The organism is Actinomyces haliotis, assembly GCF_015355765.1.
Taxonomy (GTDB): Bacteria; Actinomycetota; Actinomycetes; order Actinomycetales; family Actinomycetaceae; genus Actinomyces; species Actinomyces haliotis.
On record NZ_JACWNA010000022.1, the window covers coordinates 14,004 to 36,810 of the forward strand.

Below are 22,807 nucleotides of genomic sequence, written 5' to 3' on the forward strand. Positions count from 1 at the left end.
TCTCATTCCTGAGGTTGCGTCCTCAGTGGTGCTCGACCTGCTTGATCTCCTCGCTCATGTCCTCGGACAGGTCCGCCGTGCTGAAATCCTCGGTGAGCGGCAGCCGCAGCCGGAAGTCCGTGCCGAGGCACAGCTCGACCGTCCCGTCCTCGAGGACGAAGTCGACGAGGTGCCCGCCCCAGCCGCGCTCGTCGTCGATGACGTGCGCGTGGCAGCCGGCCACGGAGATCCCGGACTCGTACAGCGGCGTGCGGAACCCGGCGATCGTCCCGGTGAAGCTCTCGCGGCGCACGACCTCCTCGCCGTCGGTCGCCTCGACCATCGGCTTGTACGGCCGCTCCTGGCGCTCCACCGTCCGCGCGCTCGCCCAGTCGAAGCGTCCCGTCACCCGCAGCGCGTACATGTAGTTCGAGCTCGGGACGAGGCCGTCGATGATCCGCGAGAACTCCTGCCGCGTCACCGGGCCCGCCACGGGCCGGCTGATCGTGGGGACGAAGTTCGTGACGACGGCGTAGGGGGTGCGCTCGCTCAGCTCGGGCACGCTCACCGACCCGTCCGAGCGCAGCCGGTAGCAGGTGCCGCCGAGGATCACCATCTCGCCGTCGAGCTCGTTGAAGGTCCCGATCCCGAAGGACCCGTGACCCAGCAGCTCGGCCAGGCTCATCTCGTCCTCGTAGACGCCCTGGGCGAGGGAGGTGATGAGGCTGGACTGGAAGATCTCGTGGCGGGTGACGGCGTGAGCAGCGACCATGTCCCCAGGCTAGGAGCGCCCACGCGCGCCGTCGACGTCGTCCCGGCGGCTGGCACCCACGCGCTGCCCGTCCGGTGCGCCCGCGTCGGATCTCAGTCGTGCGCAGGCTCCTGGGCCGGCTCCCACACCTCATCGCAGCGCTCCGCGGTGGCCGCGACGAGCCGGGCGTTGGGCACGTCGACGGCCCGCACCCAGTGGGCGGCATCGGCGGTCGACCGACCGAAGCTCTTGTGCCGCGCGATGAGCCTGCGGATGAGCTCCTCCTCGGGGACGTCCAGCATGACGAGCAGGTCGATGCGCTCGCGGGCACCCTCCCAGCCGTGGGTCTCCAGGGCGAGGTAGTTGCCCTCGGTGAGAACGACGCCGCGCCCGCTCACTCGCGTCCCGGCCGAGACGGGCTCGTGGAGGTCTCGCCGGTAGACGGGGGCGAGGACCTCCGCCGGATCGCCGTCGGGGTCGGTGGCGCGGACGCGGTCGAGGACGGCGAGGTAACCGTGGACGTCGAAGGTGTCGGGAGCGCCCTTGCGGTCGTGCCGGCCGAGCTCGTCCAGGACCGCGTTGGACATGTGGAAGCCGTCCATGGGGACTGAGCCGGCGAGGAGCCCGGCCTCGCGCAGGGCGGTCTCGAGCTGCTCGGCGAGGGTCGACTTCCCGGAGCCGGGCGCGCCGGTGATCCCGACGACGATCCGCGCCGGGGCGTCCGGCGCGGCGAGGCGCTCCGCGAGGCGGTCGACGAGACTCGTGCAGGCGGTGTCGAAGGCGCTCATGACGTCAGTATCGCCAGCACATGGTCGCCTCGTGGTGCTCTCAGCGGATCAGAGCCTCGGGGCGCGAACGGGAACCGCGGAACGGTGCGGGTCGCGATCCGTCGATCGGGCTCTGACCCGCTGACAGCGCCATTCCCAGAGCATCGGTCCTGTTTCCCGCCGCTACGATGAGCCCGTCCGACCACCGCGCCTCAGAGGAGCCCCGCATGCCCGAGCCGCTCAAGCTCGTCAACCGAGTCCAGGCCATCAACTGGAACCGTCTCGTCGACGACAAGGACCTCGAGGTCTGGGACCGCCTCACCGGTAACTTCTGGCTGCCGGAGAAGGTGCCGCTGTCCAACGACGTCCAGTCCTGGGCCACCCTCAACGAGGCCGAGAAGACCATGACGACCCGCGTCTTCACGGGCCTGACCCTCCTCGACACCATTCAAGGCACCGTCGGCGCCGTCAGCCTCATCCCGGACGCCCGCACGCCGCACGAGGAGGCCGTGTACACCAACATCGCCTTCATGGAGTCGGTGCACGCCCGCTCCTACTCCTCGATCTTCTCCACCCTCATCTCGACGGCGGAGATCGACGAGGCCTTCCGCTGGTCCGAGGAGAACCAGAACCTTCAGAAGAAGGCGAAGATCGTCCTCGACTACTACCGCGGCGACGACCCCGAGAAGCGCAAGGTCGCCTCGACGATGCTCGAGTCCTTCCTCTTCTACTCGGGTTTCTACGCCCCGATGTACTGGTCCAGCCACGCCAAGCTGACCAACACCGCGGACCTCATCCGCCTCATCATCCGCGACGAGGCCGTCCACGGCTACTACATCGGCTACAAGTACCAGCTGGCCGTGCGCGAGTCCTCCGAGAAGCGCCAGCAGGAGCTCAAGGACTACACCTTCGACCTCCTCATGGAGCTCTACGACAACGAGGAGCAGTACACGGAGGACCTCTACGACGAGCTCGGCCTCACCGAGGACGTCAAGAAGTTCCTGCGCTACAACGCCAACAAGGCCCTCATGAACCTCGGCTACGAGGCCCTGTTCCCGGCCGACGCCGTCGACGTCAACCCGGCGATCCTCGCCTCGCTGTCCCCGAACGCGGACGAGAACCACGACTTCTTCTCCGGCTCCGGCTCGTCCTACGTCATGGGCACCGCCGAGGCCACCGCGGACGAGGACTGGGACTTCTGAGCACCACCACCCACGACGACGAGTCGACCTCCCCGACGGCACGGTCCGTCGCGGAGGTCGACTCCGTCGTGGACGCCGTCGCCCCGCTCGCCCCCGAGCTGCCCGACGCGCGCCCGGCCGGCACGGCCGCGTCGCCCGCCCGCCCCGCGCGTCACCCAAGCGGTCGAGCGCCTGGTCCTCGCCCGCACGCCGTCGGCGCCCGTACCCTGGCGCCATGAGCGAGTACTTCGTGGGACGCGGCGACGACGGGAGCGGCCAGGGGGAGGACCCCCTCGAGCCCCCGATTCCGGGCCTGCCCCCGGAGGCCGAGGACGCCGCACCGGCCGCACCATCGGAGCCCGAGCACGTCCGCTTCGGCATCCCCTTCAACGGCGTCGTCCCGATCTGGCACGACGGCACCGAGATCACCTGGCACCGCCCGACCGACGGCACCGATCCCGCGAACCTCCTCGGCCTCGGCGACGTCGAGACCGAGCCCGGCCCCTCGCTGACGCCGGACGGCTGGTCCGAGCGGGTGGAGACCGGCACCCTCGTCCCCGCCGGCTGGCCCGGCGACCCTGCTGCGGAGCGCCTGGACCCGGCCACCGACGGTCCGGTCCTCCGCCTCCACCCGGCCCCGCCCACCGGGCGGCGTGCGGCAGCCCTCGAGCGCGGTGAGGGTGCGGTCCTGCCTCTGGGACCGGCCATGAGCGTCGAGGAGGCCATGGGCGCCTCCGCCGCCGACTTCGACATCACGGGCTTCTCGGTCCACGTCGCCCGCCTCATGCTGCGGGCCGCCCGCGACGGCGCGATCCTCCTGCTCACGCTGCGCGCCCCGCGAGACCCCGAGGCGCACCACCTGCTGTCGGCCCCGAGCGAGGTCGACGCCGACGGCGTCATGCGCTTCCACCTGGGCACCCTCCTCGAGGTGGAGACGGGTGCCTGGGCGCAGGCCACCCACCAGGAGGGCATGGCCCTGCTCGACCTCGAGGTCCCCTACGCCTCGCTGCTCACCGGCGCCAGCCCTGCCGCGGAGCAGGGGCTCGACGTCGAGAGGCTCGTCGCGCTGGCCCAGCCGGTCGTCGACGCGGCGCTCGCCCCCGGCTTCCCCTTCGCGCTGGGAGCCTCCTTCATCCTGCCGACCAGGCGCTGAGGCGGGCCGGCCGGCGACTGCCAGCGGTCGGCGGGCGGCGATCCCGACCGCCGTCGTGCCGAGACAGGCGTTCTCCGCCCGAGACCGACGGCTAGCGCGGTGGTGTCGACCGGAAACCGTCAGACTCGGCGCGGGAGGACGCGGCGAGTGCGTCGACCGCGACCGCGTCGACCATGGATGATGTCGCCATGCTCTCTCTCACCCAGACGCTCGCGGCCCAGGAGGCCTCCTCCGTCGCCCGCTCCGGCGGCATGCGTCGTCCCCTCCCTTACTTCGTCTCCTCCATGATGGCTGGCGCCTACATCGGCATCGGCGGCACCTTCATGCTCGCCGCGGCCGGCCCCTTCAAGGCCGCGGGCAGCCCCGCCTCCGCCCTCATCTCCGGCCCGGCCTTCTCCATCGGCCTGCTCCTGTGCGTCTTCGGCGGCGCCGAGCTCGGCACCAGTGCCATGATGACCTTCGCCGTCGGCGGCTTCCGCAAGGTCACCAGCTGGGCGAAGGGCACCGTCGCCCTCCTCGTCATGCTGCTCGGCAACCTCGCCGGCGCGATCGTCCTCGCCGCGATCCTGCGCGGCACCAACATCCTCAACGCGGACACGCCCGCCGGGAAGATGCTCGCCGGCGTCGTCACCACCAAGGGCGGCCTGCCCGCGGACACCATCTTCTTCCGCGGCATCATGTGCAACGTCCTCGTCTGCCTCACCATCTGGTGCACCACCCGCGTCGAGAACGAGGTCGCCAAGGCCGTCGCCGTCTTCTCCTTCATCTCCGCCTTCGTCACCTGCGGCTTCGAGCACGTCGTCGCCAACATGACCTTCTTCAGCCTCGGCCTCATGTACCACGTCGACGGCGCGACGCTCGGCCTCGCTGCCCGTAACCTCCTCTGGTCCGGCCTGGGCAACCTCGTGGGAGGGGCGCTCTTCGTCGCCGGCGCCTACGTCATCTCCCACCGCACCGAGGAGGGCTCCGCCGAGGAGAAGGCTGCCCTCGCGGCGACTCCTGCCCGCGTCCACTGAGCCGGCCCCCGTCCCGGTCGACTCGCTCCACCTGCGATTCCCCCCGCCCCGGTGCGGGGAGCCCGCCGCTCCCCGCGCCGGGGCGCCGTCGTGCCGGCCACGTCGGCGCGGCATGATGAGCGCATGACGACGACGCCCAGTACCTCATCCCTTGGACGCGACCTGTCCCAGCCCACCACCCCTGACGACGCCGTCCAGCGCCTCATGGCGCAGGAGACCGAGGAGCGACGCGCCACCGCCGCCCCGCCCGAGGCCCTCGGCGAGAGCCAGGGCGCCGACGCTGCCCTGCGCGAGCGCCTCGGTGCCGCCGTCGCGGCGCTGCGCGGCGAGATCCTCGAGCTCTCCCACGACGTCCACGACCACCCTGAGGTCGGCTACACCGAGCACCACGCCATGGCCGCCGTCGCCTCGCTCCTCGAGCGCCACGGCATCGACTCCGAGCAGGGCGTCTACGGCATGGACACCGCCCTGCGCACCCAGGTCGGCTCCACCGCCGACGACGCCCCGACCATCGCGATCCTCTGCGAGTACGACGCCCTGCCCGGCATCGGCCACGGCTGCGGCCACAACGTCATGTGCGCCAACTCCGTGGGCGCCTTCCTCGCGCTCGCCGAGCTCGAGAAGGCCGCCCCCGGCACCCTGCCCGGCCGCGTCGTCCTCCAGACCACCCCCGCTGAGGAGAACGACACCGCCAAGGAGCGCCTCGCTCTGGCAGGCATGCTCGACGGCGTCGACGCCGCCATCCAGACGCACTCCTACGCCCGTGACGTCGTCCATCAGACCTGGCTCGGCCAGCGCCGTCTGCGCGCCGTCTTCACGGGCGTCCCCGCGCACGCCTCCTCCCAGCCCTTCATGGGGCGCAACGCGCTCGACGCCGCGACCCTCACCCTCACCGGTATCGGCCTGCTGCGCCAGCAGATCCTCCCCGGCGACCGCCTCCACGGCATCATCTCCGACGGGGGTCAGGTCCCCAACGTCATTCCCGAGCGCACGGAGCTGTCCTTCTTCATCCGCTCCAAGCACCTCGAGACCCTCAAGGACCTCGTCGGCCGCGTCGAGGACGTGCTGCGCGGCGCCGCCCTCATGACGGGCACTGGCCTGGAGATCCTCGCGCCCGACTACGCCAACGAGATGCCGGTGCGCGCCAACGGCCCCCTGTCCGCCGCGTGGACCCGCTCCCAGCGCGAGCGCGGCCGCGACCCGCTGCCCTTCGGCGTGCTGTCCGAGACGGTCGCCGCGGGCACCGACTTCGGCAACGTCTCGCAGAGGATCCCGGGCATCCACCCGCTCATCGGGGTCACCTCGGGCCCCGACGTCGCCCTCCACACCCGCGAGATGACGGCGGCCGCCGGCTCCGCCACGGGTGACCGGGCCGCCGTCGACGGCGCCTACGGGCTCGCCGTCGTCGCCCTCGACTGGCTCGTGGACCCTGAGCTACGGGATGCCGTGCGCGCCGACTTTGAGGCCAGCGGCGGAGCCGTCGACGTCGCCGGCTTCTGGGAGGACTGAGGTCGGCGGGTTCGCCCGACCCCTCCCTCGGGCCTGGGAACGTGCCTGCGCTCTGGGGCCCGGGGTTACCCCCCCCGTGCCCCCGCCCCCGCCCCGTCCCCCCCCCGGCGGGGGAACGTGCGGGCGCGCTGGGACGGGGGATGACACGCACGTTCCCAGAGCGCAGGCACGTTCCCAGCGAGGGGGCTAGTTCTGCACGAGCGCCTCGCGCATGACGTCCAGGCCCACGCTGCCCAGCGACAGGGCCCGCGTGTGGAAGCTCTTGAGGGCCTCCCCGCGCGCCAGGCACGCGTCCCGTGTCTGCTCCCACAGGCGCTGCCCGACGGCGTAGGACGGCGCCTGCCCCGGCCAGCCGAGGTAGCGGTCCAGCTCGAAGAGCAGGAACCCCTCACCCATCGCGACGTTGTGCCTCAGGAAGGCCCACGCGGAGTCCCGGTCCCACACGCCCTCGCCGACGCCCGGCAGGGACGCCAGCTCCGTCGGCCGCTCCTTGCCCAGGTGCACGCCGATGTCGAGGACGACGCGCGCCGCCCGCAGCCGCTGCGAGTCGAGGACGCCCATGCGGTCCCCGTCCTCGTCCTGGAATCCGAGGTCCGCCATGAGCTGCTCGGCGTACAGGGCCCAGCCCTCGCCGTGCCCGCTCACCCAGCAGGCCAGACGGCGCCAGGAGTTGAGGCGGTCGCGCAGATAGGTCTGGACGCCGAGCTGGAGGTGGTGCCCGGGCACGCCCTCGTGGAAGACGGTCGTCCGCTCCTGCCAGGTCGCGAAGTCGGTCGTGCCCGCGGGCACGGACCACCACATGCGGCCCGGTCGGGAGAAGTCGTCGCTCGGGCCCGTGTAGTAGATGCCGCCGGTCTGGTTCGGGGCGATGCGGCACTCGATGGTGCGCACCGGCTCCGGGATGTCGAAGTGCGTCCCGTCGAGGGCGGCGATCGCGCCGTCGGCGGTCTCCTGCATCCAGGCCTGGAGGGCGTCGGTGCCGTGGAGCCGGCGGGCGGGGTCCTCGTCGAGGCGGTCGAGGGCCTCGCGCACGCTCACCCCGGGCCCGTAGAGCCGCTCCGCGATGGTGCGCTGCTCGGCGTCGATGGCGGCGAGGCGCTCGCGGCCCCACTCGTAGGTCTCGTCGAGGTCGACGACGGCGCCCAGGAAGCGGCGGCTGGCGAGCTCGTAGCGCTCCCGGCCGACGCCGTCGACCTCGCCGGCGCGGGGGAGGAGCTCGGAGGCCAGCCAGTCAGCGGTCTCCCCGAAGGCGGCGCGGGCCGCCGCGGAACCGGCCGCGAGGTCCGCGGCGAGGGAGTCCGGCACGGGGGCGCCGTCGGCGGTGGCGGCGCCGGTGATGAGCGCGGTGTAGGAGCTGGAGGACTCCTCGGCCTGGTCTCGGGCCTGGGCGATGACGGCGCGCACCTGTCGGGCGGCGGCCACGTCACCACGGGAGGCGGCCAGTGTCAGCGACTCGCGGTACTCGCTCAGGGCGCGCGGGACGTCACGCAGGCAGGCGGCGAAGTCCGCCGAGTCCTGGGCGGTGGCCGTGGGCCGGTTGTCGAAGCCGTCGCGCAGCCCCTGGACGGGGGAGGCGATGTTGTCCAGGCAGCGCAGGGTCTCGCCGGTCTCGGTCATCTCGAGGTCGACGCCCAGACGCTCGCGCATCGCGGCGACGGTGACGTGGTCGACGTCGTCGACGGGGGCGGCCTCGTCGAGCTCCGCGAGGGTGTCGCGTGCGAGCGAGGCGAAGGCGTCAGCGGCCTCGGGGGAGTAGCCGTCGAGGCGGTCGCGGGCGCCGGGAAGCCCTGTGGACACGGCGAACTCGGGGGAGAGGGCGGCGAGGCGGTCGACGTAGCGCTCGGCGACAGCGTCGACGTCGGTGGCGGTGCGGGGACCCTCGGGCAGGGAGGCGGTGGTCATGGGCAGAGCGTAGGGGAGCGGTGGGGTGCGGGCGGCGGTGAGGCGCTCGAGCGGGCGGCGCCTGCCGTGTGACCGAGGTCGCGGACTCGTTCGCGGGACGTTGGCAGGGTGTTCGGGCCGCGTTGCCCGTCCGCTGGGCCGGCCTTGAGAACGTCGAGGCATGGGAGAGACCCTGGTACGCGTGTCAGCCACCATCACTCCCTCCGACCTGCCCGAGCCCCTCCGAGCCGACGGCCCCTACCGGGTCGCCATGGTCTGCACGGGCAACATCTGCCGCTCCGCCATGGCGGAGGTCGTCCTCGTGGACCGCCTCGCGGCCGACGGCGTCCCGGACCGTGGCCCCGACGGCGTCGCGGTGAGCTCCTCGGGTGTCTCCGACGAGGAGCTCGGCAACCCCATCGACCGTCGTGCCCTGCGGACCCTCGCGGGCGCCGGCTACGGCGAGGGTGAGGACGCCGCGTCCAGCGCCACCTCCCGCGCCATCAGCACCCACCGCGCCCACCGCACCAGCGACGAGGAGCTGCGCGGCTCCGACCTCATCCTCGCCATGACCTCGAACCACCTGCGGGAGCTGACCCGCCGCGCCGAGCGCCTCGGCGTCGACACCGACCGGGTCCGCATGTTCCGCTCCTACGACCCCGCCGCCCTCGCTGAGCGCCAGGTCATCGCCGACGGCTCGCGCGCCCGCTACTCCCTCGACGTGCCCGACCCCTGGTACGGCACGCAGGCCGACTTCGAGGACACCCTCGAGGTCGTCGAGCGCGTCGTCGGCGCCCTCGAGCCGGCCCTCGCCGAGCTCGCCCGCGCCCGCCGCTGAGCGCCGGCGTCACCATGGTCAGTTCTCGTGACTTCTGACTGCTCCAGGCTCGGCGCGGGCCGAGAATCGGCGGAACGACGTCGCGACGCGTGAGACCCCGCCGCTGAAGTCACGAGAATCGACCACGTCCGCACGACGGCGGGCCGCCCCGGATCGCCCGGGACGGCCCGCCCTGCTGTCCGCCTCAGTGACCGCCTGGGTCACTGGGATGACGGCTGTGACGGCGCGACTCAGTCGCAGCCGAAGATCTTGCAGTAGTAGTAGTAGCCGATGCCGCGGCCGCCCGTCGGGTCGTCAGGGGCGGTCGTCGGGGAGGGCGTCGGAGTCGGCTCGTCCGTGGCCGGGTCGGCGGGCTCCTCGGTCGGCTCGGTCGTCGCGGGAGCGCTCGGCTCAGGGGAGGGCTCCGGGTCGACCGCGTCGCCGCCCTTGACGGCGGCGACGGCCTTGGCGGCGTCGATGATCCCGGCGCCGCAGGTGCCGGCGCCCGTGTCGCAGCTGGCGAGCGGGTAGCTCGTGTCCTGCAGGATCTTCGTGGCCTCGGCCGCCGTGAGGGACGGGTTGAGCTGCGCCATGAGCGCGACCGTGCCCGCGACGTGCGGGGTGGCCTGGCTCGTGCCCTGCATGTCGCCGTAGTCGGCGCCTGCAGGGGTGGTGGTGCCGGAGTCGACCGTGGAGAGGATGCCCTCCCCGGACTTCATGTCGCCGCCGGGAGCGGAGACCTCGACGGTGCTGCCGTAGTTCGAGTAGTAGGCGCGAGCGCCCTTGTCACCGGTGGATCCGACGGTGATGACGTTGTCGCAGTTGGCGGGGGTGTCACCGGAGGCGTCGGAGTCCTCGTTGCCGGCGGCGACGACGATGATCGAGCCGCGCTCGGTCGCCGCGTCGATGGCGTCCTGGTAGTAGCTGGGGCAGTAGCTCGCGTCGCCGCCGAGGCTCATGTTGATGACCTTGGCCGGGTTGGCGTTGTCGGGCACGCCGTTGACGTGGCCGCCGGAGGCCCAGGTGATGCCGTCGACGATGTCGGAGGAGGAGCCGCCGCACAGGCCGAGCACGCGGACGGGCTCGACCTTGGCGTTCGGGGCGATGCCGGCGGTGCCGGTGCCGTTGTTCGTCTGCGCGGCGATGGTGCCGGCGACGTGGCTGCCGTGCCAGGAGGAGTCCTCGGCGTGGGGGTTGCCCGGGCAGGCGTAGGCGGACTGCCAGTCGCCCTGGTCCTGCGGGTTGCTGTCGCGGCCGTCGTCGTCCCGGGCGCGCGAGGCGTCGGAGATGAAGTCGTAGCCCTGGACGGCCTGGTTGTTGAGGTCGGGGTGGTTGACGATGCCGGTGTCGATGACCGCGACGGTGACGCCCTGACCCGTGGCCTGCGACCAGGCGGCGGTGGCGTTCATGCCGTAGCTCGAGGTCGGGCCGAGGTCCCACTGCTTGGAGAAGTACGTGTCGTTCGGCGTGCTGGGGACGTCGAGGGCGGTCATGACGATGTCGGGCTGGACGTACTCGACGCTCGGGTCCGAGGCCAGCGAGCTGACGAAGGCCTGGGAGTCCGCCTCGTCCAGGGTGCTGGAGAGCTGGACGGACGCGAGGTCGCCCGAGTGCGCGGTGACGGCCTCGACGTCGACGTCGGCGCTCGTGGCGTCGGCGGCCTTGTCGATGGCGGTCGTGGTGGCGGCGGGCAGCTCGTCCTCGACGTTCGTCCCGGCGGTCTGCGCGGTGAGGACGTCGGCGGGCTGGGAGTCCGTCCTGTACTTGACGATGTAGGCGTTGGAGGGCGCCGTGTCGTCGGTGGTGCTCACCGAGCCGGAGGCGTCGGCGGTGGGGGTGGCGGTCGCCGGGCCGGCGATCGCGGGAGCGGCGGCGGACAGGGCTCCGGCCGCGAGGAGCGCTGCCGAGGCGGCGGAGAGCAGCGTGCGCGCCCTCCTCGGTGCGAGTGTTCTCATTCGTGTTCCTCCTGAGGGGACGGCCCGGGGTGGGCCCTGCCGCGGGTCAAGGGAGTCCGCGGGACCTTGGGGGTCACGAAACGGTAACGCCGTCATTCATGCGTGTCCATAGGGAAAACAAAGGATTTGATAAGTTCCTAAATGGGGTGTGGCAGAGGGGGCGTTGGCTCCGGTCTGTCAGGGGGTCCTTCACGCACCCGGCACGAGGGGAGCTCCCACGCGCACGGGGGCTGGCTCCCTCCTGGGTGCACGACGGCGCCCCTGCCGCCCTGGTCCACAGGACCAGGGCGGCAGGGGCGCCGTGGGACGTGCCGGGGCGTGGGGGGCCTCTCACGCCAGCAGACGCGTCGCCCTGCGCCTCAGTCGCAGCCGAAGACGAGGCAGTAGTAGTACTCGCCGAGACCGCCGCGGTCCGGTCCGGGCGCGGTCGCCGACGGTGTCGGGACCGGGCTCGCGCCCGGGTTCCCTGAGGGGGTCGGGCTCGAGCTCGCGCCCGGGTTGCCTGACGGCGTCGGCTCGGGTCGCGCGGTCGCGGTGGGCGCGGCCGTCGGGGGCATCGAGGCGCCCGCCACGGCCGCCACGGCGCGAGCCGCGTTCGCCACGCCCGCCCCGCAGCCGTCGCGGTTGCAGCCACCGACGTACGGCGTGGCCGTGTCCTTGAGGATCCGCTCCGTCCCGCTGGAGGTGACCGACGGATCGAGCTGCGCCATGAGCGCGACGATCCCGGACACGTGCGGCGCCGCCATCGAGGTCCCGTCGAACCACGTGTAGCACGGCCCCTGCGGCGTCGCCGTGCCGCAGGCGACCGTGGAGAAGATGCCGCGGTCGTACTCCATCTGACCGCCCGGGGCGGCGAGGTCGAGGTCCGGACCCCAGTCGGAGTAGGTCGCCCACCGCCCGTACTCGGTCGAGGCGGCCACGGTGATGACGTTGTCGCAGGAGGACGGTGACATGAGCGAGATGGAGGAGTCCTCGTTGCCGGAGGCGGCGACGATGATCGACCCGCGCGACACGGCGCGGTCGATGGCCTCCTGGTAGTAGGCGGGGCAGGTCGCGTCGCCGTCGAGGCTCATGTTGATGACCTTCGCCGGGTGCGTGTTGCGTGGGGCCCCGGCGACGGCGCCACCGGAGGCCCAGGTGATCGCGTCAACGATGTCCGCCGACGCGCCGCCGCAGCGGCCCAGGACGCGCACGGGCTCGATGAGGGCGTCCGGGGCGACTCCCGCGATGCCCACGCCGTTGTCCGCCTCCGCGGCGATGATGCCTGACACGTGGGTGCCGTGCCAGGTGGAGGCGAGGTCCGTCTTGTTGTCGTCGCAGTCCCAGGCGGCGACGTTGTCCCCCGGGTCGGAGGGGTCGGCGTCCCGGCCGTCGCCGTCGTTCGCGGTCCAGGGGTCGCTGACGAAGTCGTAGCCGTCCACCAGCTGGCCGTCGAGGTCGGGGTGGGAGGTGATCCCGGTGTCGAGGACGGCGACGGTGACGCCGGAGCCGGTGGCGCGCTGCCAGGCGGTCAGCGCGTCGATCCCGCCGGTGCCCGAGCGCAGCGGCCACTGGTTGGAGAGGTACTCGTCGTTCGGCGACCCCTGTGCGGTGGCGGCCGGGGCCAGCAGCGAGGGCGCTGCGGCGGTGAGGCTCGTCGCCGCGACGGCGGCGGGGGACCCCGGGTGCGCCGGGTTGACGCGCACGTCGGGCTCGACGTACTCGACGTCCGGGTCCTGGCTCAGGGCGGCGATGAAGGAGCGCTGCTCCGGGGCGGTGAGCCCCTCCGAGAGGCGGACGGCCGCGAGGTCGCCCGAGTGGGCGGTGACGGACTCGACGGCGGCGTCCGAGCCGGCCTCCTCGACGGCGTCGTCGATAGCGGATGTCGCGTCGGTCGGCAGGGCGTCGGAGACGTCGTCTCCCGCGGCCGGCGCCTCGGAGACCGTTCGGGCCTCGGCGCTCGGGCTGCGGTAGCGGACGATGTACGAGCTGGTCTCCGACGAGTGCCCGTCGTCGTTCGCCGAGGGGGACGGTGCGGTCGCCGAGGCCTGTCCCGTCGCTGCCGCGGTGTCGGGAGCGGCCGAGGCCGGGGCCGCGAGGCCGGCCGTGAGGAGCGCGAGGGTCGAGGCTCCCGCGAGGATCGCGCGGCGGGTGCGCTGCAGGGACTGGTGAGGGGGCAGGGGCATCAGTCAGGTGCTCTTTCGTGAGGGGGCGGCGTCGCTACCGCCTCGGGTGGGGACCCCGAGCACCGGAGAGTGTGTCACGTTTAGGTCACCGTGTTCCCGGGCCCTCCTACTCAGGGGGCTGACACGACTCAGCCGACGCGAGCCCGCAGCCAGCCCGTGAGGGCGGCGAGGTAGTCGCTGCGCGCGGGCTCGGGGGAGAGCACGAGGTCGTGCACCCCGCCGGGCACCTGACGCACGGTGACGTCGTCACCCAGGTAGGGGGCGCGGGCGATCATCTGGTCCACGCGCAGGACGACGTCGCTGCGCAGCGCGTCCTCGCGCGACGGGTGCTCCCCGCCGGACGTCGTCGAGCAGCACAGGAGAACCGGCACCGTGATCCCCAGGCCGTGGTGGACCTCCCGCTGGAGGCGGCGGATCCCCGCCATGAATCCGGCGCGCGCCGGGAAGGACGGTGAGGGCTTGAGCGTGAGGTCCCAGTCCCACTCCCCGCCCCAGCGCTGGTGCAGGACTCGCGCGTAGAGGTCGTCCTCGACGCCTCCGAGCGCGGCGCCCGCCGCCCAGTCCGTTCCCGGTCCCTCGCCTATGACCTCGTCGCGCTGACCGGCCAGCTCGGTGTCCCGCTGCGCGGCGAGCGGCGAGTCCACGATGATCCGGTCGGGGTCGCGCCGCGCCATGAGGTCGATCGCCACCGAGCCGTAGGAGCGCATAACGCCACCGGCCTGCAGGTCCAGCCACGGGGAGTTGAGCGTGACCGCGTCGACCGTGCCCGGGTGGTCCGCCGCCCAGATGACGGCCTGGAGGCCGCCGGTCGAGTGGGCGTTGAGGACGACGACGTCGTGCCCGTGCTCCTCGCGGATGATCCGCAGGGCCTCGGCGATCTCCTCGTCGTGGACGCGCAGGTCCCGCACGTCGTGCGGGGAGCGGTAGCCCCGGCCGGCGCGCCCGCAGGTGCGCAGGTCGAGCGCGTAGAACTCGTGGCCGGCCGCCAGGAGCGCGTCGGCGAGGTTCGTCTGGAAGAAGTAGTCGTTGCGTCCGTGGAGGTAGAGGACGGCCCGCGAGTGCCGGGGCGTCGCCCCGGTGGGAGTGGCTGCCTCGCGCTGGTGGACGAGGACGGCGTGGTCGGCGCCCGGGGCGGCGTCGGAGACCTCGACGGGGACCTGGCGCGCCACCCAGGGCTCACCGAGCAGGTCCTCCGTGACGTCGGTGCGCGCGGGAGCGTCGCTGGTGGTGCGCGGAGTCTCCGGGGTGGTCACGGAGGGATCCTGGCACGAAGGAGGGCACGGCGCGTGGCCCGACGCACGGGGACGCGGCGTCGTCACGCAGCCGTGCCCACGCCGTCCTGGTGCCGCGCTGTGCTGGTACCGCGACAGGCCGGCGCCGGGCTGGTGCCGGCCCGGCGCCCGGTGCGGGAGCAGCCCGCGTGACTTTCGTCCCCACGACCGCGTAGGGCTTGCCCCCTGTGAGCCGCGTCGCCTAGCGTCCTGCCTTGAACCCATCCAGAGCAACCGAGAGACCTGGCTCGTCGACGTTGCAGCAACCCCCGCTCGCGGTGAGGGTGCTTCCGCCAGGACCGATGGAGGAATGCGTGAGCCCTACCGCCACCACTGCCCCCGCCACGAACGCGGGCGACGGCCCCATGATCTCCCTGCGTGACGTCCACAAGGTCTACCGCCTGCGCGACGGTAGCGAGGTCCGCGCCCTCGACGGCCTCAGCCTCGAGGTGCCTGCCGGCTCCGTCCACGGCATCGTCGGCACCTCCGGCGCCGGCAAGTCGACCCTCGTGCGCTGCCTCACCAGCCTCGAGCCCGTCACCTCCGGGACCGTGAGCGTCGCCGGCAAGGACATGGCCTCCCTGTCCTCGCGCGACCTGCGCGACGCCCGACGCAGCATCGGCATGGTCTTCCAGCACGCCAACCTGCTCGACCAGCGCACCACCGCGCAGAACATCGCCTACCCGCTCGCCATGGCTGGCGTGAAGGCCGGTGAGCGGCGCGAGACCGTCGAGCGGATGCTCGAGCTCGTCGGCCTCGCCGACCGCGGCAGCTCCTACCCCTCGCAGCTCTCCGGCGGCCAGAAGCAGCGCGTCGGCATCGCCCGCGCGCTCGCGGACCAGCCCGCCGTGCTCCTGTGCGACGAGCCCACGAGCGCCCTCGACCCGGAGACGACCCGTTCGATCCTCGAGCTCATCCGCGACGTGCGCGACCGCCTCGGCGTCACCGTCGTCATCATCACCCACGAGATGAGCGTCGTCCGCTCCATCTGCGACTCCGTCTCCCTGCTCGAGGCCGGCCGCATCGTCGAGTCCGGCCCCATCGAGGACGTCGTCGGCGACGTCACCTCGCGCCTGTCCCGCGAGCTCGTTCCGCCGCCGTCCCTCCCCGAGGGGGCCGTGAGCGCCGGCGACGCCGTCGTCGACGTCGCGCTCGTCGCCCACCCCGGCCAGCCGGCCGCCTCCCAGATCCTCGGACTCGTCGCCCAGCAGGGCGCCGACGTCGCCGCCGGCGTCTTCGAGACCCTCGGCACCGCCCAGGTCGGCCGGCTCGCCCTCACCATCCCCGCCGAGCGCCGGGACGCCCTCGTGGACGCCCTCACCGCCGCCGGAGTCCACGCGGAGGTCCGCCGATGAGCACCCTGACCGCCCTGTCCGCCGCCCTCGCCGTCAAGGCGCCGGGGCTCGCCACCATCCTGTCCGCGTCCAGCGAGGACGGCCGCACGTGGCTCAACAACCCGGTCATCCAGCGCAAGCTCGGCCAGGCCACGTGGGAGACCATCGAGATGACGCTGGTCTCCGGGATCCTCACCGTCGTGCTCGGCCTGCTCCTCGGGCTCGCCCTCGTCACCACCGGCAAGCGTGGCCAGCACCGTAACCGGGCCGTCTACGAGGTCCTCTCGCAGGTCGTCAACATCGGCCGCTCGATGCCCTTCATCATCCTCATGGTCGCGATCGTGCCGCTCACGCGGCTCATCGCCGGGACCTCGCTCGGCTGGCAGGCCGCCTGCGTCCCGCTCACCATCGGGGCCATCCCCTTCTACGCGCGCCTGGTGGAGACCGCCATCAACGACGTCGACCACGGCAAGGTCGAGGCGGCCCTCATGATGGGTGCCTCCGGCAGCCAGATCACCTGGGGGGTCCTCGTGCGCGAGGCCCTGCCGACGCTCATCCAGTCGGCCACCGTCACGATCATCACGCTGCTCGGCTACTCCGCCATGGCGGGCGCCGTCGGCGGCGGCGGCCTGGGAGACCTCGCCATCCAGTACGGCTACAACGGCTACCAGACCGACGTCATGGTCATCACCGTCATCACCATCGTCCTCGTCGTCGCGGTCATCCAGGTCGTCGGCGACCTCCTCGCCCGGATCGTCGACCACCGCTGACGCCGCGGGGACCCGAGCTCCACCCCACACCCACCCCGAAAGGCACTCACATGTCGCTCACCATCACCCGCCGCTCCGCCCTGGCCGGTGGCCTCGCCTCCGCCGTCGCGCTCACCCTCGCCGCCTGCGGCGGCAAGTCCGGCTCCTCCTCGGCCGACTCGACCGCCTCCGCCGCGTCCAACGCGACCGCCGTCGCCTCCGAGGCCCCCTTCTACGCCGCCGCCACGGCCGCCCCGACCGGCGCCGTCGACGTCTCCGGCGTCGAGACCAAGGGCATCACCGTCTCCGGCGACACCGCCACCATCAAGATCGGCGCCTCCCCGGAGCCGCACGTGACGATCCTCCAGTGGGTCCAGGACAACCTCACCAAGGGCACCGGCATCTCGCTCGACATCGTCTCCATCAACGACTACCAGACGCCGAACTCCTCGCTGAACGACGGGTCCCTCGCCGCGAACTACTACCAGACCCCGAACTTCCTGCAGCAGCAGATCGACGACAAGGGCTACGACTTCACCGGCATCGCCAAGGTGCACATCGAGCCCATGGGCCTGTACTCGTCCACCGTGAAGTCGGTCAAGGACATCCCCGACGGCGGCACGATCATCCTCAACAACGACCCGGCCAACACCGCCCGCGGCTACCGCCTCCTCGAGACCGCCGGCCTCATCAAGGTCGACCCGAGCGTCGCGCTGCCCACTGACGTCGACATCACCGAGAACTCGAAGAACCTCAAGTTCAAGACGGTCGACGGCGCCCAGGTGGCCCGCTCCATGGCCGACGCCGACGCCGCCTGCATCAACGGCAACTACGCCCTCGAGGCCGGCCTGTCCCCGAAGGACGACGCCCTCGTCCTCGAGCCCGGTGAGGACTCGCCCTACGCCAACGAGCTCGTCGTGCGCACCGCGGACAAGGACAACGCGGCCCTCGCCAAGCTCGCCGCCCTGCTCAACTCCGACGAGCTCAAGAAGTTCATCACGGAGAAGTGGACCGACGAGTCCGTCATCGCGGCCTTCTGACCCCTCCTCGCCGAGATCGGGACATCCTGACCTCGGGATCGGGACATCCAGCGGAGCGGGAGTCCCGCGAGACGACGTCGCCCTCTGCGTCCGGCCGGACGCAGAGGGCGACGTCGTCGTTCGTGGGCGCGGTCAGTCGACGATGCCGTAGAGGCGGTCGCCTGCGTCGCCGAGACCCGGGACGATGTAGGAGTGCTCGTTGAGGTGGTCGTCCTGCGCGGCGGTCACGACGGTGACGTTGGCGCGGTCGCCGACCGCCTCCTCGAGCGCCTGGAGGCCCTCCGGGGCGGCGATGAGGCAGATGGCGGTGACGTCGCTTGCGCCGCGCTCGAGCAGGTAGTTGATGGCGGCGACGAGGGTGTGGCCCGTGGCGAGCATCGGGTCGATGACGAAGACCTGGCGTCCTGAGAGGTCGTCGGGGAGGCGGTTCGCGTAGGTCTCGATCTCGAGGGTGTCGTCATCGCGGCGCATGCCGAGGAAGCCGACCTCCGCCGTCGGGAGCAGACGCGTCATGCCCTCCAGCATGCCCAGGCCGGCGCGGAGGATCGGGACGACGATGGGGCGCGGCTCGGCCAGGCTACGGGCGGTCGTGGTCGTGATCGGGGTCGTGATCTCGACCTCCTCGGTGCGCACGTCGCGCGTGGCCTCGTAGGCCAGGAGGGTGACGAGCTCGTCGACGAGCTGGCGGAAGACGGCGGACGGGGTCGTCTCGTCGCGGAGCACGGAGAGCTTGTGGTCGATGAGCGGGTGGTCGGCAACGTGGAGGCGCATGGGACCAGCCTACGGCGAGGCGGGCGAGCTCCGGGCTCCCGGAGCGCGCCCGCCTCGCGCGGGGGCGTGGACGGCGTCAGACGCTCAGCGACTCGCTCGTACCGAGGTACTCGATCCAGCGCTCGTAGTGGTCGAGGACGTCGTGGGCGACCTGGTCCGCGGACCAGTCCATGACGTCGTAGCCGACGCCGCCGCCGCGCGGGCGCACCTCGAGGCGGATCGTCGTGTCGTCGGCCTCCTTGAGGCCGCCGCCGTACTGGGGCGCGGGCGTCTCCACCATGCGCACCACGTAGCGGAAGGCGCGGTGGCCCTGGGAGCGCTCGACGGCGTCGGTCTCGATCTCGCCGTCGCGGGCCTCGTTGTTCGGGTCCGTGACGAGGAGCGTCGCGCGGGCGTGGAAGGTGCGGGTGTCGTCGGGGTCGGCGGCCTCCTCGCCCTCGACGTAGACCTCCGCGTCGAGCTGCTCCTTCTCGAGCTCCGCGGCGACGGCCTCGAGGGCCGGGACGATGCGGTTGTCGAGGGCGCGCTGAGCCTGGGTGAGGCTGACGGAGTCGAAGGTGTGGGAGAGGCGGTCGCGCCACGAGACGCGGCGCAGTCCCGCGGCCGTCCCGGTGAAGCCGAGCTGGCGGTTGCGCAGCGCCTGCGAGCGTGCGAGGTCCCAGCTCATCTCAGCGCGCAGGGCCTTGAAGAGGCAGTAGCCGATGAGCACGATGATGAAGCTGAAGGGGAGCGCCATGACGAGCGTCGCCTGCTGGAGGATGTTGATGCCTCCGGCCAGCAGCATCGCGATGGTGAGGACGCCGGTGAGGGTCGCCCAGAAGATGCGCAGCCACGGGGCGGCGTCCTCGCGCTCGCCCTTGATCCGGCTCGACAGGTTCGACATGACCAGGGCGCCGGAGTCGGCGGAGGTCACGTAGAACAGGATGCCGACGAAGAGCGAGAGCGCGATGAGGATCGTCGAGCCGGGCAGGGCGCCGAGCATGAGGTAGAGGCCCTGCTCGGGCGTCTTCAGGGTGGTCTCCGCGAAGGACTGGCCGCCCGAGCGGATGAGGTCGATGGCGTTGTTGCCGAAGATCGAGACCCACATGACGACGTAGGTGAAGGGGAGGATGAGGGCGCCGGTGACGAACTGGCGGATGGTGCGGCCGCGGGAGATGCGGGCCAGGAACATGCCGACGAAGGCGCCCCACGTGATCCACCAGGCCCAGAAGAACAGGGTCCAGGAGTTGAGCCACTGCTCGGGGCGGTCGTAGGCGTAGGTCTCCATCGTCAGGTGCGGGAACTGCGTGACGAAGTCGCCGACGGACCCGATGAGGGAGTCGATGAGGAAGGCCGTGTTGCCGGTGACGAGCACCCACAGGGCCAGGAAGATGGCGAGCAGGACGTTGAGGTTCGACAGGATGCGCACGCCCTTGTCGACGCCGGAGGTGGCGGAGATGGTCGCCATGACGACGCTCAGCGCGATGAGGCCGACCTGCGCGGCGGTGCCCTGCGGCACGCCGAAGAGGATGTCGAGGGCGACGTTGAGCTGGACGACGCCGACTCCGAGGGAGGAAGCGATGCCGAAGACCCCGCCGACGAGCGCGGCGACGTCGACGACGTCGCCGATCCAGCCGTCGACGCGGTCGCCGAGGACGGGCCGCAGCGTGGAGCGCACCGCGAGGGCGTCACGACGGCGGTAGGCGAAGTAGGCCATCGCCATGCCCATGATCGCGTAGACGCCCCAGCCGGAGATCCCGTAGTGGAACATCGTGAGGACGACGGCGTTGCGGGCGGCCTCGACGGTCTGCCCGTCGCCGGTGGGCGGGTTCATGTACTGGGCGACCGGCTCGGCGATGGCGAAGAACATGATGCCGGTGCCGATGCCGGCGGCGAAGAGCATCGCCGCCCAGGAGAAGGTCGAGTAGTCCGGCGTGGAGTTGTCGGGCCCCAGCTTGACGCGTCCGTAGCGGGTGACCGCGAGCAGGACGACGAACACGAGGGCAGCCGTGAGCAGCAGGATGTAGAAGGACCCGAACCACTTGCCGGCCCAGGCGACGGAGGCGTCGAAGGCGGCCTGGACGGCGGTCGGGTCGAGGAAGGCTGCCAGGGCGACGCCGGCGATGATGATGGCGGAGGCGATGAAGACGCCCCAGTTGATCGGCTGGCCGTTGAGCTTCTCCTCGGGGGCCCGCGAGACGGTGGCTCCGGGCGAGGGCTCAGGCGCGGTGGTGGTCGGGGCGGACGTCCGTGCCGTGGGGTCGGCCGCGGCGCGTTGGGCGGGGTACTGGGTCACCGGATCACTCCATCTCAGTTCCGTGGATCACCTTCAGCCTTGCAGCGTCGCGGGGTCCTGGCAAACAGATGCCTGGGATCACGCCGAAGACGTGACATGCGTGCCCGTTGGGAGCCGTGGCTTGTCCGCTGGTCGGTGTGCGGTCTGGCACAGTCGTGCCGGGCGAGGTGAGCTCACTCGTCGGATGAGGCAGGGGGACCGTGCGAGGCTGGAGCGGTGAACCTGACCGAGGAGCGCTACGGCGCTGCCATGGACCGAGCCCTCGACCTCGCCCAAGAGGCCGCGGGCCGCGGTGAGGTGCCCGTGGGTGCCGTCGTCCTCGGACCCGATGGCGAGGTCCTCGCCGAGACCGCGAACGCCCGCGAGGCCGAGCACGACCCGACGGCGCACGCCGAGGTCCGCGCCCTGCGCGCGGCCGGCGCCGCGCTCGGTGGCTCGCACCTGGACGGCTGCACGCTCGTCGTCACCCTCGAGCCGTGCACCATGTGCGCGGGCGCCATCCAGCTCGCGCGCGTCGAGAGGGTTGTCATCGGCGCGTGGGAGCCGAGGACCGGCGCGTGCGGATCGCTCCGCGACGTCCTGCGCGACCCGCGCGCCAACCACCGCGTCGAGGTGGTCTCGGGCGTCCGGGCGCAGGCGGCCACCGGGCTGCTCGAGGAGTTCTTCGCTCGACGGCGGTGACACGGCGGCAGTGGCGTCGGCCCACGCGACGCGGTTCACCGTGAGCGACCTCGCAGCGCCGTCGGATTGGGTCTGAGGCGGACTGCCGTGTAGCCTCGACCTCCGAGGTAGCGTGTCCGAGCGGCCGAAGGTGCAGATCTCGAAAGTCTGTGTGGTTCATAGCCACCCTGGGTTCGAATCCCAGCGCTACCGCCAAGGGGAAGCCCCCGAGCCATGAGGTTCGGGGGCTTCGTCGTTCTCGACGGGGCGCGTCAGAACGTGAGCACCTCCTGCTTGTTCATGAGGAAGCCGTGGCCGGACTTCGTGCTCCACACCGTGATGCCGTTCTCCGCCGAGGCGACGACGAAGTTGCCGTAATAGACGACCTGGCCGTACCGGACGGTCTGGGCCGAGCCCGGCTCGTAGCCCGCCATGAAGTCGTCGCCCTTCGCGATCGTCGTGGGCTCACCCGTCTCGCCGAGCCCGTACGCCCAGATCGCCGGCCCCTCGTCGGGCACCACGCGCCAGTCGCTCTCCTTGGCGCCGCAGCCGATGTCGCTCGAGGAGATGTCGCACTCGATGTTGCCGCTCGGGCTGAGGATGAGGGCGAGGTCGTCGCCCCCGTACGGGCTGTGGTAGATCCCGGTCGCCTCGGTCGCCTGGGACGGGCGCGCGCCGCCGGCACCTGCGTAGGCGCCCGCCACGGGGGCGGAGCCCGACGAGACCGCGGCCGAGCTGCTCGCGGTGGCTCCGGAGGCGGAGAAGGTGTCGACCGGGGACGGCAGGGCGTCCTCGGGGTAGGGGAGGTCGCCGGACTGGACGACCTTCTTGGAGCCCTCGTTCCACGTGTAACGCAGGGTCGCGTCAGGCGTGGTCTTCATGAGGTCTTCCTCGGTGTCCTCCTTGATGAGGTCGAACTCGATCGTCTTCGCGTCGACCTGCCGGACCGTGTTCATGATGACGCCCACCGGCTCCGTGCGCGCGGTGCTGTAGAAGCTGCCCTTGTGGAAGAGGAGGACGAACTGCGCGGAGTCGGTGCTGCCGTCGGTTTGGTACAGACGGATCGCCGAGAGGTCGGCGCAGGGGTCGAAGGCGGCGTCGTCGGACAGCGGCGCCCACGAGTCGGTGCCGTAGCTCTTCAGGTGCGGCTTGGCCTCCGCGATCGCCTGGTCCTCGGTGAGGTTCTTGCAGCTCGTGTCGGAGGCCTGCGTGGCGTCGGCCGAGCTCTTCGCCAGTGGTTCGTCGCTCGCCTGGGCGGTCGCGGACGCCGAGGCGGAGGCGGTGGTGGAAGCGCTCGCGGAGGCCTGCGTGGCGTCGGACCCGGAGCTTGAGCCGGTGCCGCCGCAGCCGGCGAGGGTCAGGGCGGCGGCGAGGGCGAGGGTCGCCAGGGAACGGGAACGAGCCGAGGGGGTCACGGGACACGTCCTTTCACGCAAGAGTGATGTCAGGCGTGACCCTAGGCAGTCCCTGTGCGCGTGGAGCGGCTCCGGCACCACCGAGACCGATCCGGGAGGCAACCGCGATAGGCCTGAG

The 22,807-nt window shown here is 72.0% G+C and carries 18 protein-coding genes, 1 tRNA gene and 1 riboswitch; of the genes, 10 read left to right on the top strand and 9 right to left on the bottom strand.

What is annotated here, in order from left to right:
- Nucleotides 1-22 precede the first annotated feature (22 nt).
- Entirely contained in the window at nucleotides 23-751 is a 729-nt protein-coding gene (gene budA / locus IXW69_RS09760; protein ID WP_194786155.1) for an acetolactate decarboxylase, read from the bottom strand.
- Between the two features lie 92 nt (nucleotides 752-843).
- Nucleotides 844-1,518 (bottom strand): AAA family ATPase, encoded by a 675-nt coding sequence (locus IXW69_RS09765; protein WP_194786156.1) that lies wholly within the window; start codon nucleotides 1,516-1,518, stop codon nucleotides 844-846.
- A gap of 206 nt (nucleotides 1,519-1,724) precedes the next feature.
- Here IXW69_RS09765 and nrdF point away from each other — a divergent pair, with 206 nt between their 5' ends.
- The 4 genes from nrdF to IXW69_RS09785 all read left to right on the top strand — a co-directional run bounded on the left by nrdF (nucleotide 1,725) and on the right by IXW69_RS09785 (nucleotide 6,356).
- Nucleotides 1,725-2,699 carry a class 1b ribonucleoside-diphosphate reductase subunit beta gene (gene nrdF, locus IXW69_RS09770; protein ID WP_194786157.1) on the top strand — a complete coding sequence of 325 codons (975 nt, stop codon included), beginning with the start codon at nucleotides 1,725-1,727 and terminating at the stop codon, nucleotides 2,697-2,699.
- Between the two features lie 214 nt (nucleotides 2,700-2,913).
- On the top strand, nucleotides 2,914-3,831 hold the full coding sequence (locus IXW69_RS09775) for a hypothetical protein (RefSeq protein WP_194786158.1): 918 nt from the start codon (nucleotides 2,914-2,916) through the stop codon (nucleotides 3,829-3,831).
- A gap of 188 nt (nucleotides 3,832-4,019) precedes the next feature.
- A complete protein-coding gene (locus IXW69_RS09780) occupies nucleotides 4,020-4,847 on the top strand; it encodes a formate/nitrite transporter family protein (RefSeq protein WP_194786159.1) in 828 nt (275 codons plus the stop codon).
- 123 nt (nucleotides 4,848-4,970) lie between these two features.
- Complete coding sequence (locus tag IXW69_RS09785) at nucleotides 4,971-6,356, top strand: M20 family metallopeptidase (RefSeq protein WP_228525257.1); 1,386 nt, start codon at nucleotides 4,971-4,973, stop codon at nucleotides 6,354-6,356.
- Between the two features lie 186 nt (nucleotides 6,357-6,542).
- Here the strand turns inward: IXW69_RS09785 and IXW69_RS09790 are convergent, their stop codons facing one another.
- Complete coding sequence (locus IXW69_RS09790) at nucleotides 6,543-8,258, bottom strand: DUF885 domain-containing protein (protein ID WP_194786160.1); 1,716 nt, start codon at nucleotides 8,256-8,258, stop codon at nucleotides 6,543-6,545.
- A gap of 160 nt (nucleotides 8,259-8,418) precedes the next feature.
- On the opposite strand from IXW69_RS09790, the gene IXW69_RS09795 reads away from it, so the two are divergent.
- Nucleotides 8,419-9,075 (top strand): low molecular weight protein-tyrosine-phosphatase, encoded by a 657-nt coding sequence (locus IXW69_RS09795; RefSeq protein ID WP_194786161.1) that lies wholly within the window; start codon nucleotides 8,419-8,421, stop codon nucleotides 9,073-9,075.
- Between the two features lie 230 nt (nucleotides 9,076-9,305).
- Here the strand turns inward: IXW69_RS09795 and IXW69_RS09800 are convergent, their stop codons facing one another.
- The 3 genes from IXW69_RS09800 to IXW69_RS09810 all read right to left on the bottom strand — a co-directional run bounded on the left by IXW69_RS09800 (nucleotide 9,306) and on the right by IXW69_RS09810 (nucleotide 14,361).
- Nucleotides 9,306-11,009, bottom strand: coding sequence for a S8 family peptidase (locus IXW69_RS09800; protein ID WP_194786162.1), 1,704 nt, complete (start codon nucleotides 11,007-11,009; stop codon nucleotides 9,306-9,308).
- 359 nt (nucleotides 11,010-11,368) lie between these two features.
- The gene (locus IXW69_RS09805) at nucleotides 11,369-13,174 is read right to left on the bottom strand and encodes a S8 family peptidase (protein WP_194786163.1); all 1,806 of its coding nucleotides are present in this window, start codon (nucleotides 13,172-13,174) and stop codon (nucleotides 11,369-11,371) included.
- Nucleotides 13,175-13,302: 128 nt separating this feature from the next.
- Nucleotides 13,303-14,361 (bottom strand): alpha/beta hydrolase, encoded by a 1,059-nt coding sequence (locus tag IXW69_RS09810; protein WP_228525264.1) that lies wholly within the window; start codon nucleotides 14,359-14,361, stop codon nucleotides 13,303-13,305.
- Nucleotides 14,362-14,663: 302 nt separating this feature from the next.
- Nucleotides 14,664-14,754, top strand: a riboswitch (SAM riboswitch).
- Between IXW69_RS09810 and IXW69_RS09815 the strand changes: the two genes are divergently transcribed.
- From IXW69_RS09815 to IXW69_RS09825, 3 genes are all read left to right on the top strand, one after another.
- Nucleotides 14,748-15,800, top strand: a complete 1,053-nt coding sequence (locus tag IXW69_RS09815) for a methionine ABC transporter ATP-binding protein (RefSeq protein WP_194786165.1) — start codon at nucleotides 14,748-14,750, stop codon at nucleotides 15,798-15,800. It overlaps the preceding riboswitch by 7 nt.
- Nucleotides 15,797-16,549, top strand: a complete 753-nt coding sequence (locus IXW69_RS09820) for a methionine ABC transporter permease (RefSeq protein ID WP_194786166.1) — start codon at nucleotides 15,797-15,799, stop codon at nucleotides 16,547-16,549. Before IXW69_RS09815 ends, IXW69_RS09820 begins: the two co-directional genes overlap by 4 nt.
- 50 nt (nucleotides 16,550-16,599) lie before the next feature.
- Nucleotides 16,600-17,568 (top strand): MetQ/NlpA family ABC transporter substrate-binding protein, encoded by a 969-nt coding sequence (locus IXW69_RS09825; RefSeq protein WP_194786167.1) that lies wholly within the window; start codon nucleotides 16,600-16,602, stop codon nucleotides 17,566-17,568.
- Nucleotides 17,569-17,700: 132 nt separating this feature from the next.
- Here the strand turns inward: IXW69_RS09825 and upp are convergent, their stop codons facing one another.
- Together upp and betT are read right to left on the bottom strand one after the other, a co-directional pair.
- Nucleotides 17,701-18,339, bottom strand: a complete 639-nt coding sequence (gene upp / locus IXW69_RS09830; protein ID WP_194786168.1) for a uracil phosphoribosyltransferase — start codon at nucleotides 18,337-18,339, stop codon at nucleotides 17,701-17,703.
- Between the two features lie 76 nt (nucleotides 18,340-18,415).
- Nucleotides 18,416-20,614, bottom strand: coding sequence for a choline BCCT transporter BetT (betT, locus tag IXW69_RS09835; protein WP_194786169.1), 2,199 nt, complete (start codon nucleotides 20,612-20,614; stop codon nucleotides 18,416-18,418).
- 249 nt (nucleotides 20,615-20,863) lie between these two features.
- On the opposite strand from betT, the gene IXW69_RS09840 reads away from it, so the two are divergent.
- Entirely contained in the window at nucleotides 20,864-21,295 is a 432-nt protein-coding gene (locus tag IXW69_RS09840; protein WP_194786195.1) for a nucleoside deaminase, read from the top strand.
- A 106-nt stretch (nucleotides 21,296-21,401) separates the two neighbouring features.
- Nucleotides 21,402-21,490 (top strand) — tRNA-Ser (locus IXW69_RS09845).
- Between the two features lie 56 nt (nucleotides 21,491-21,546).
- Here IXW69_RS09845 and IXW69_RS09850 read toward each other — a convergent pair.
- Complete coding sequence (locus tag IXW69_RS09850; protein ID WP_194786170.1) at nucleotides 21,547-22,689, bottom strand: LppP/LprE family lipoprotein; 1,143 nt, start codon at nucleotides 22,687-22,689, stop codon at nucleotides 21,547-21,549.
- Nucleotides 22,690-22,807 lie beyond the last annotated feature (118 nt).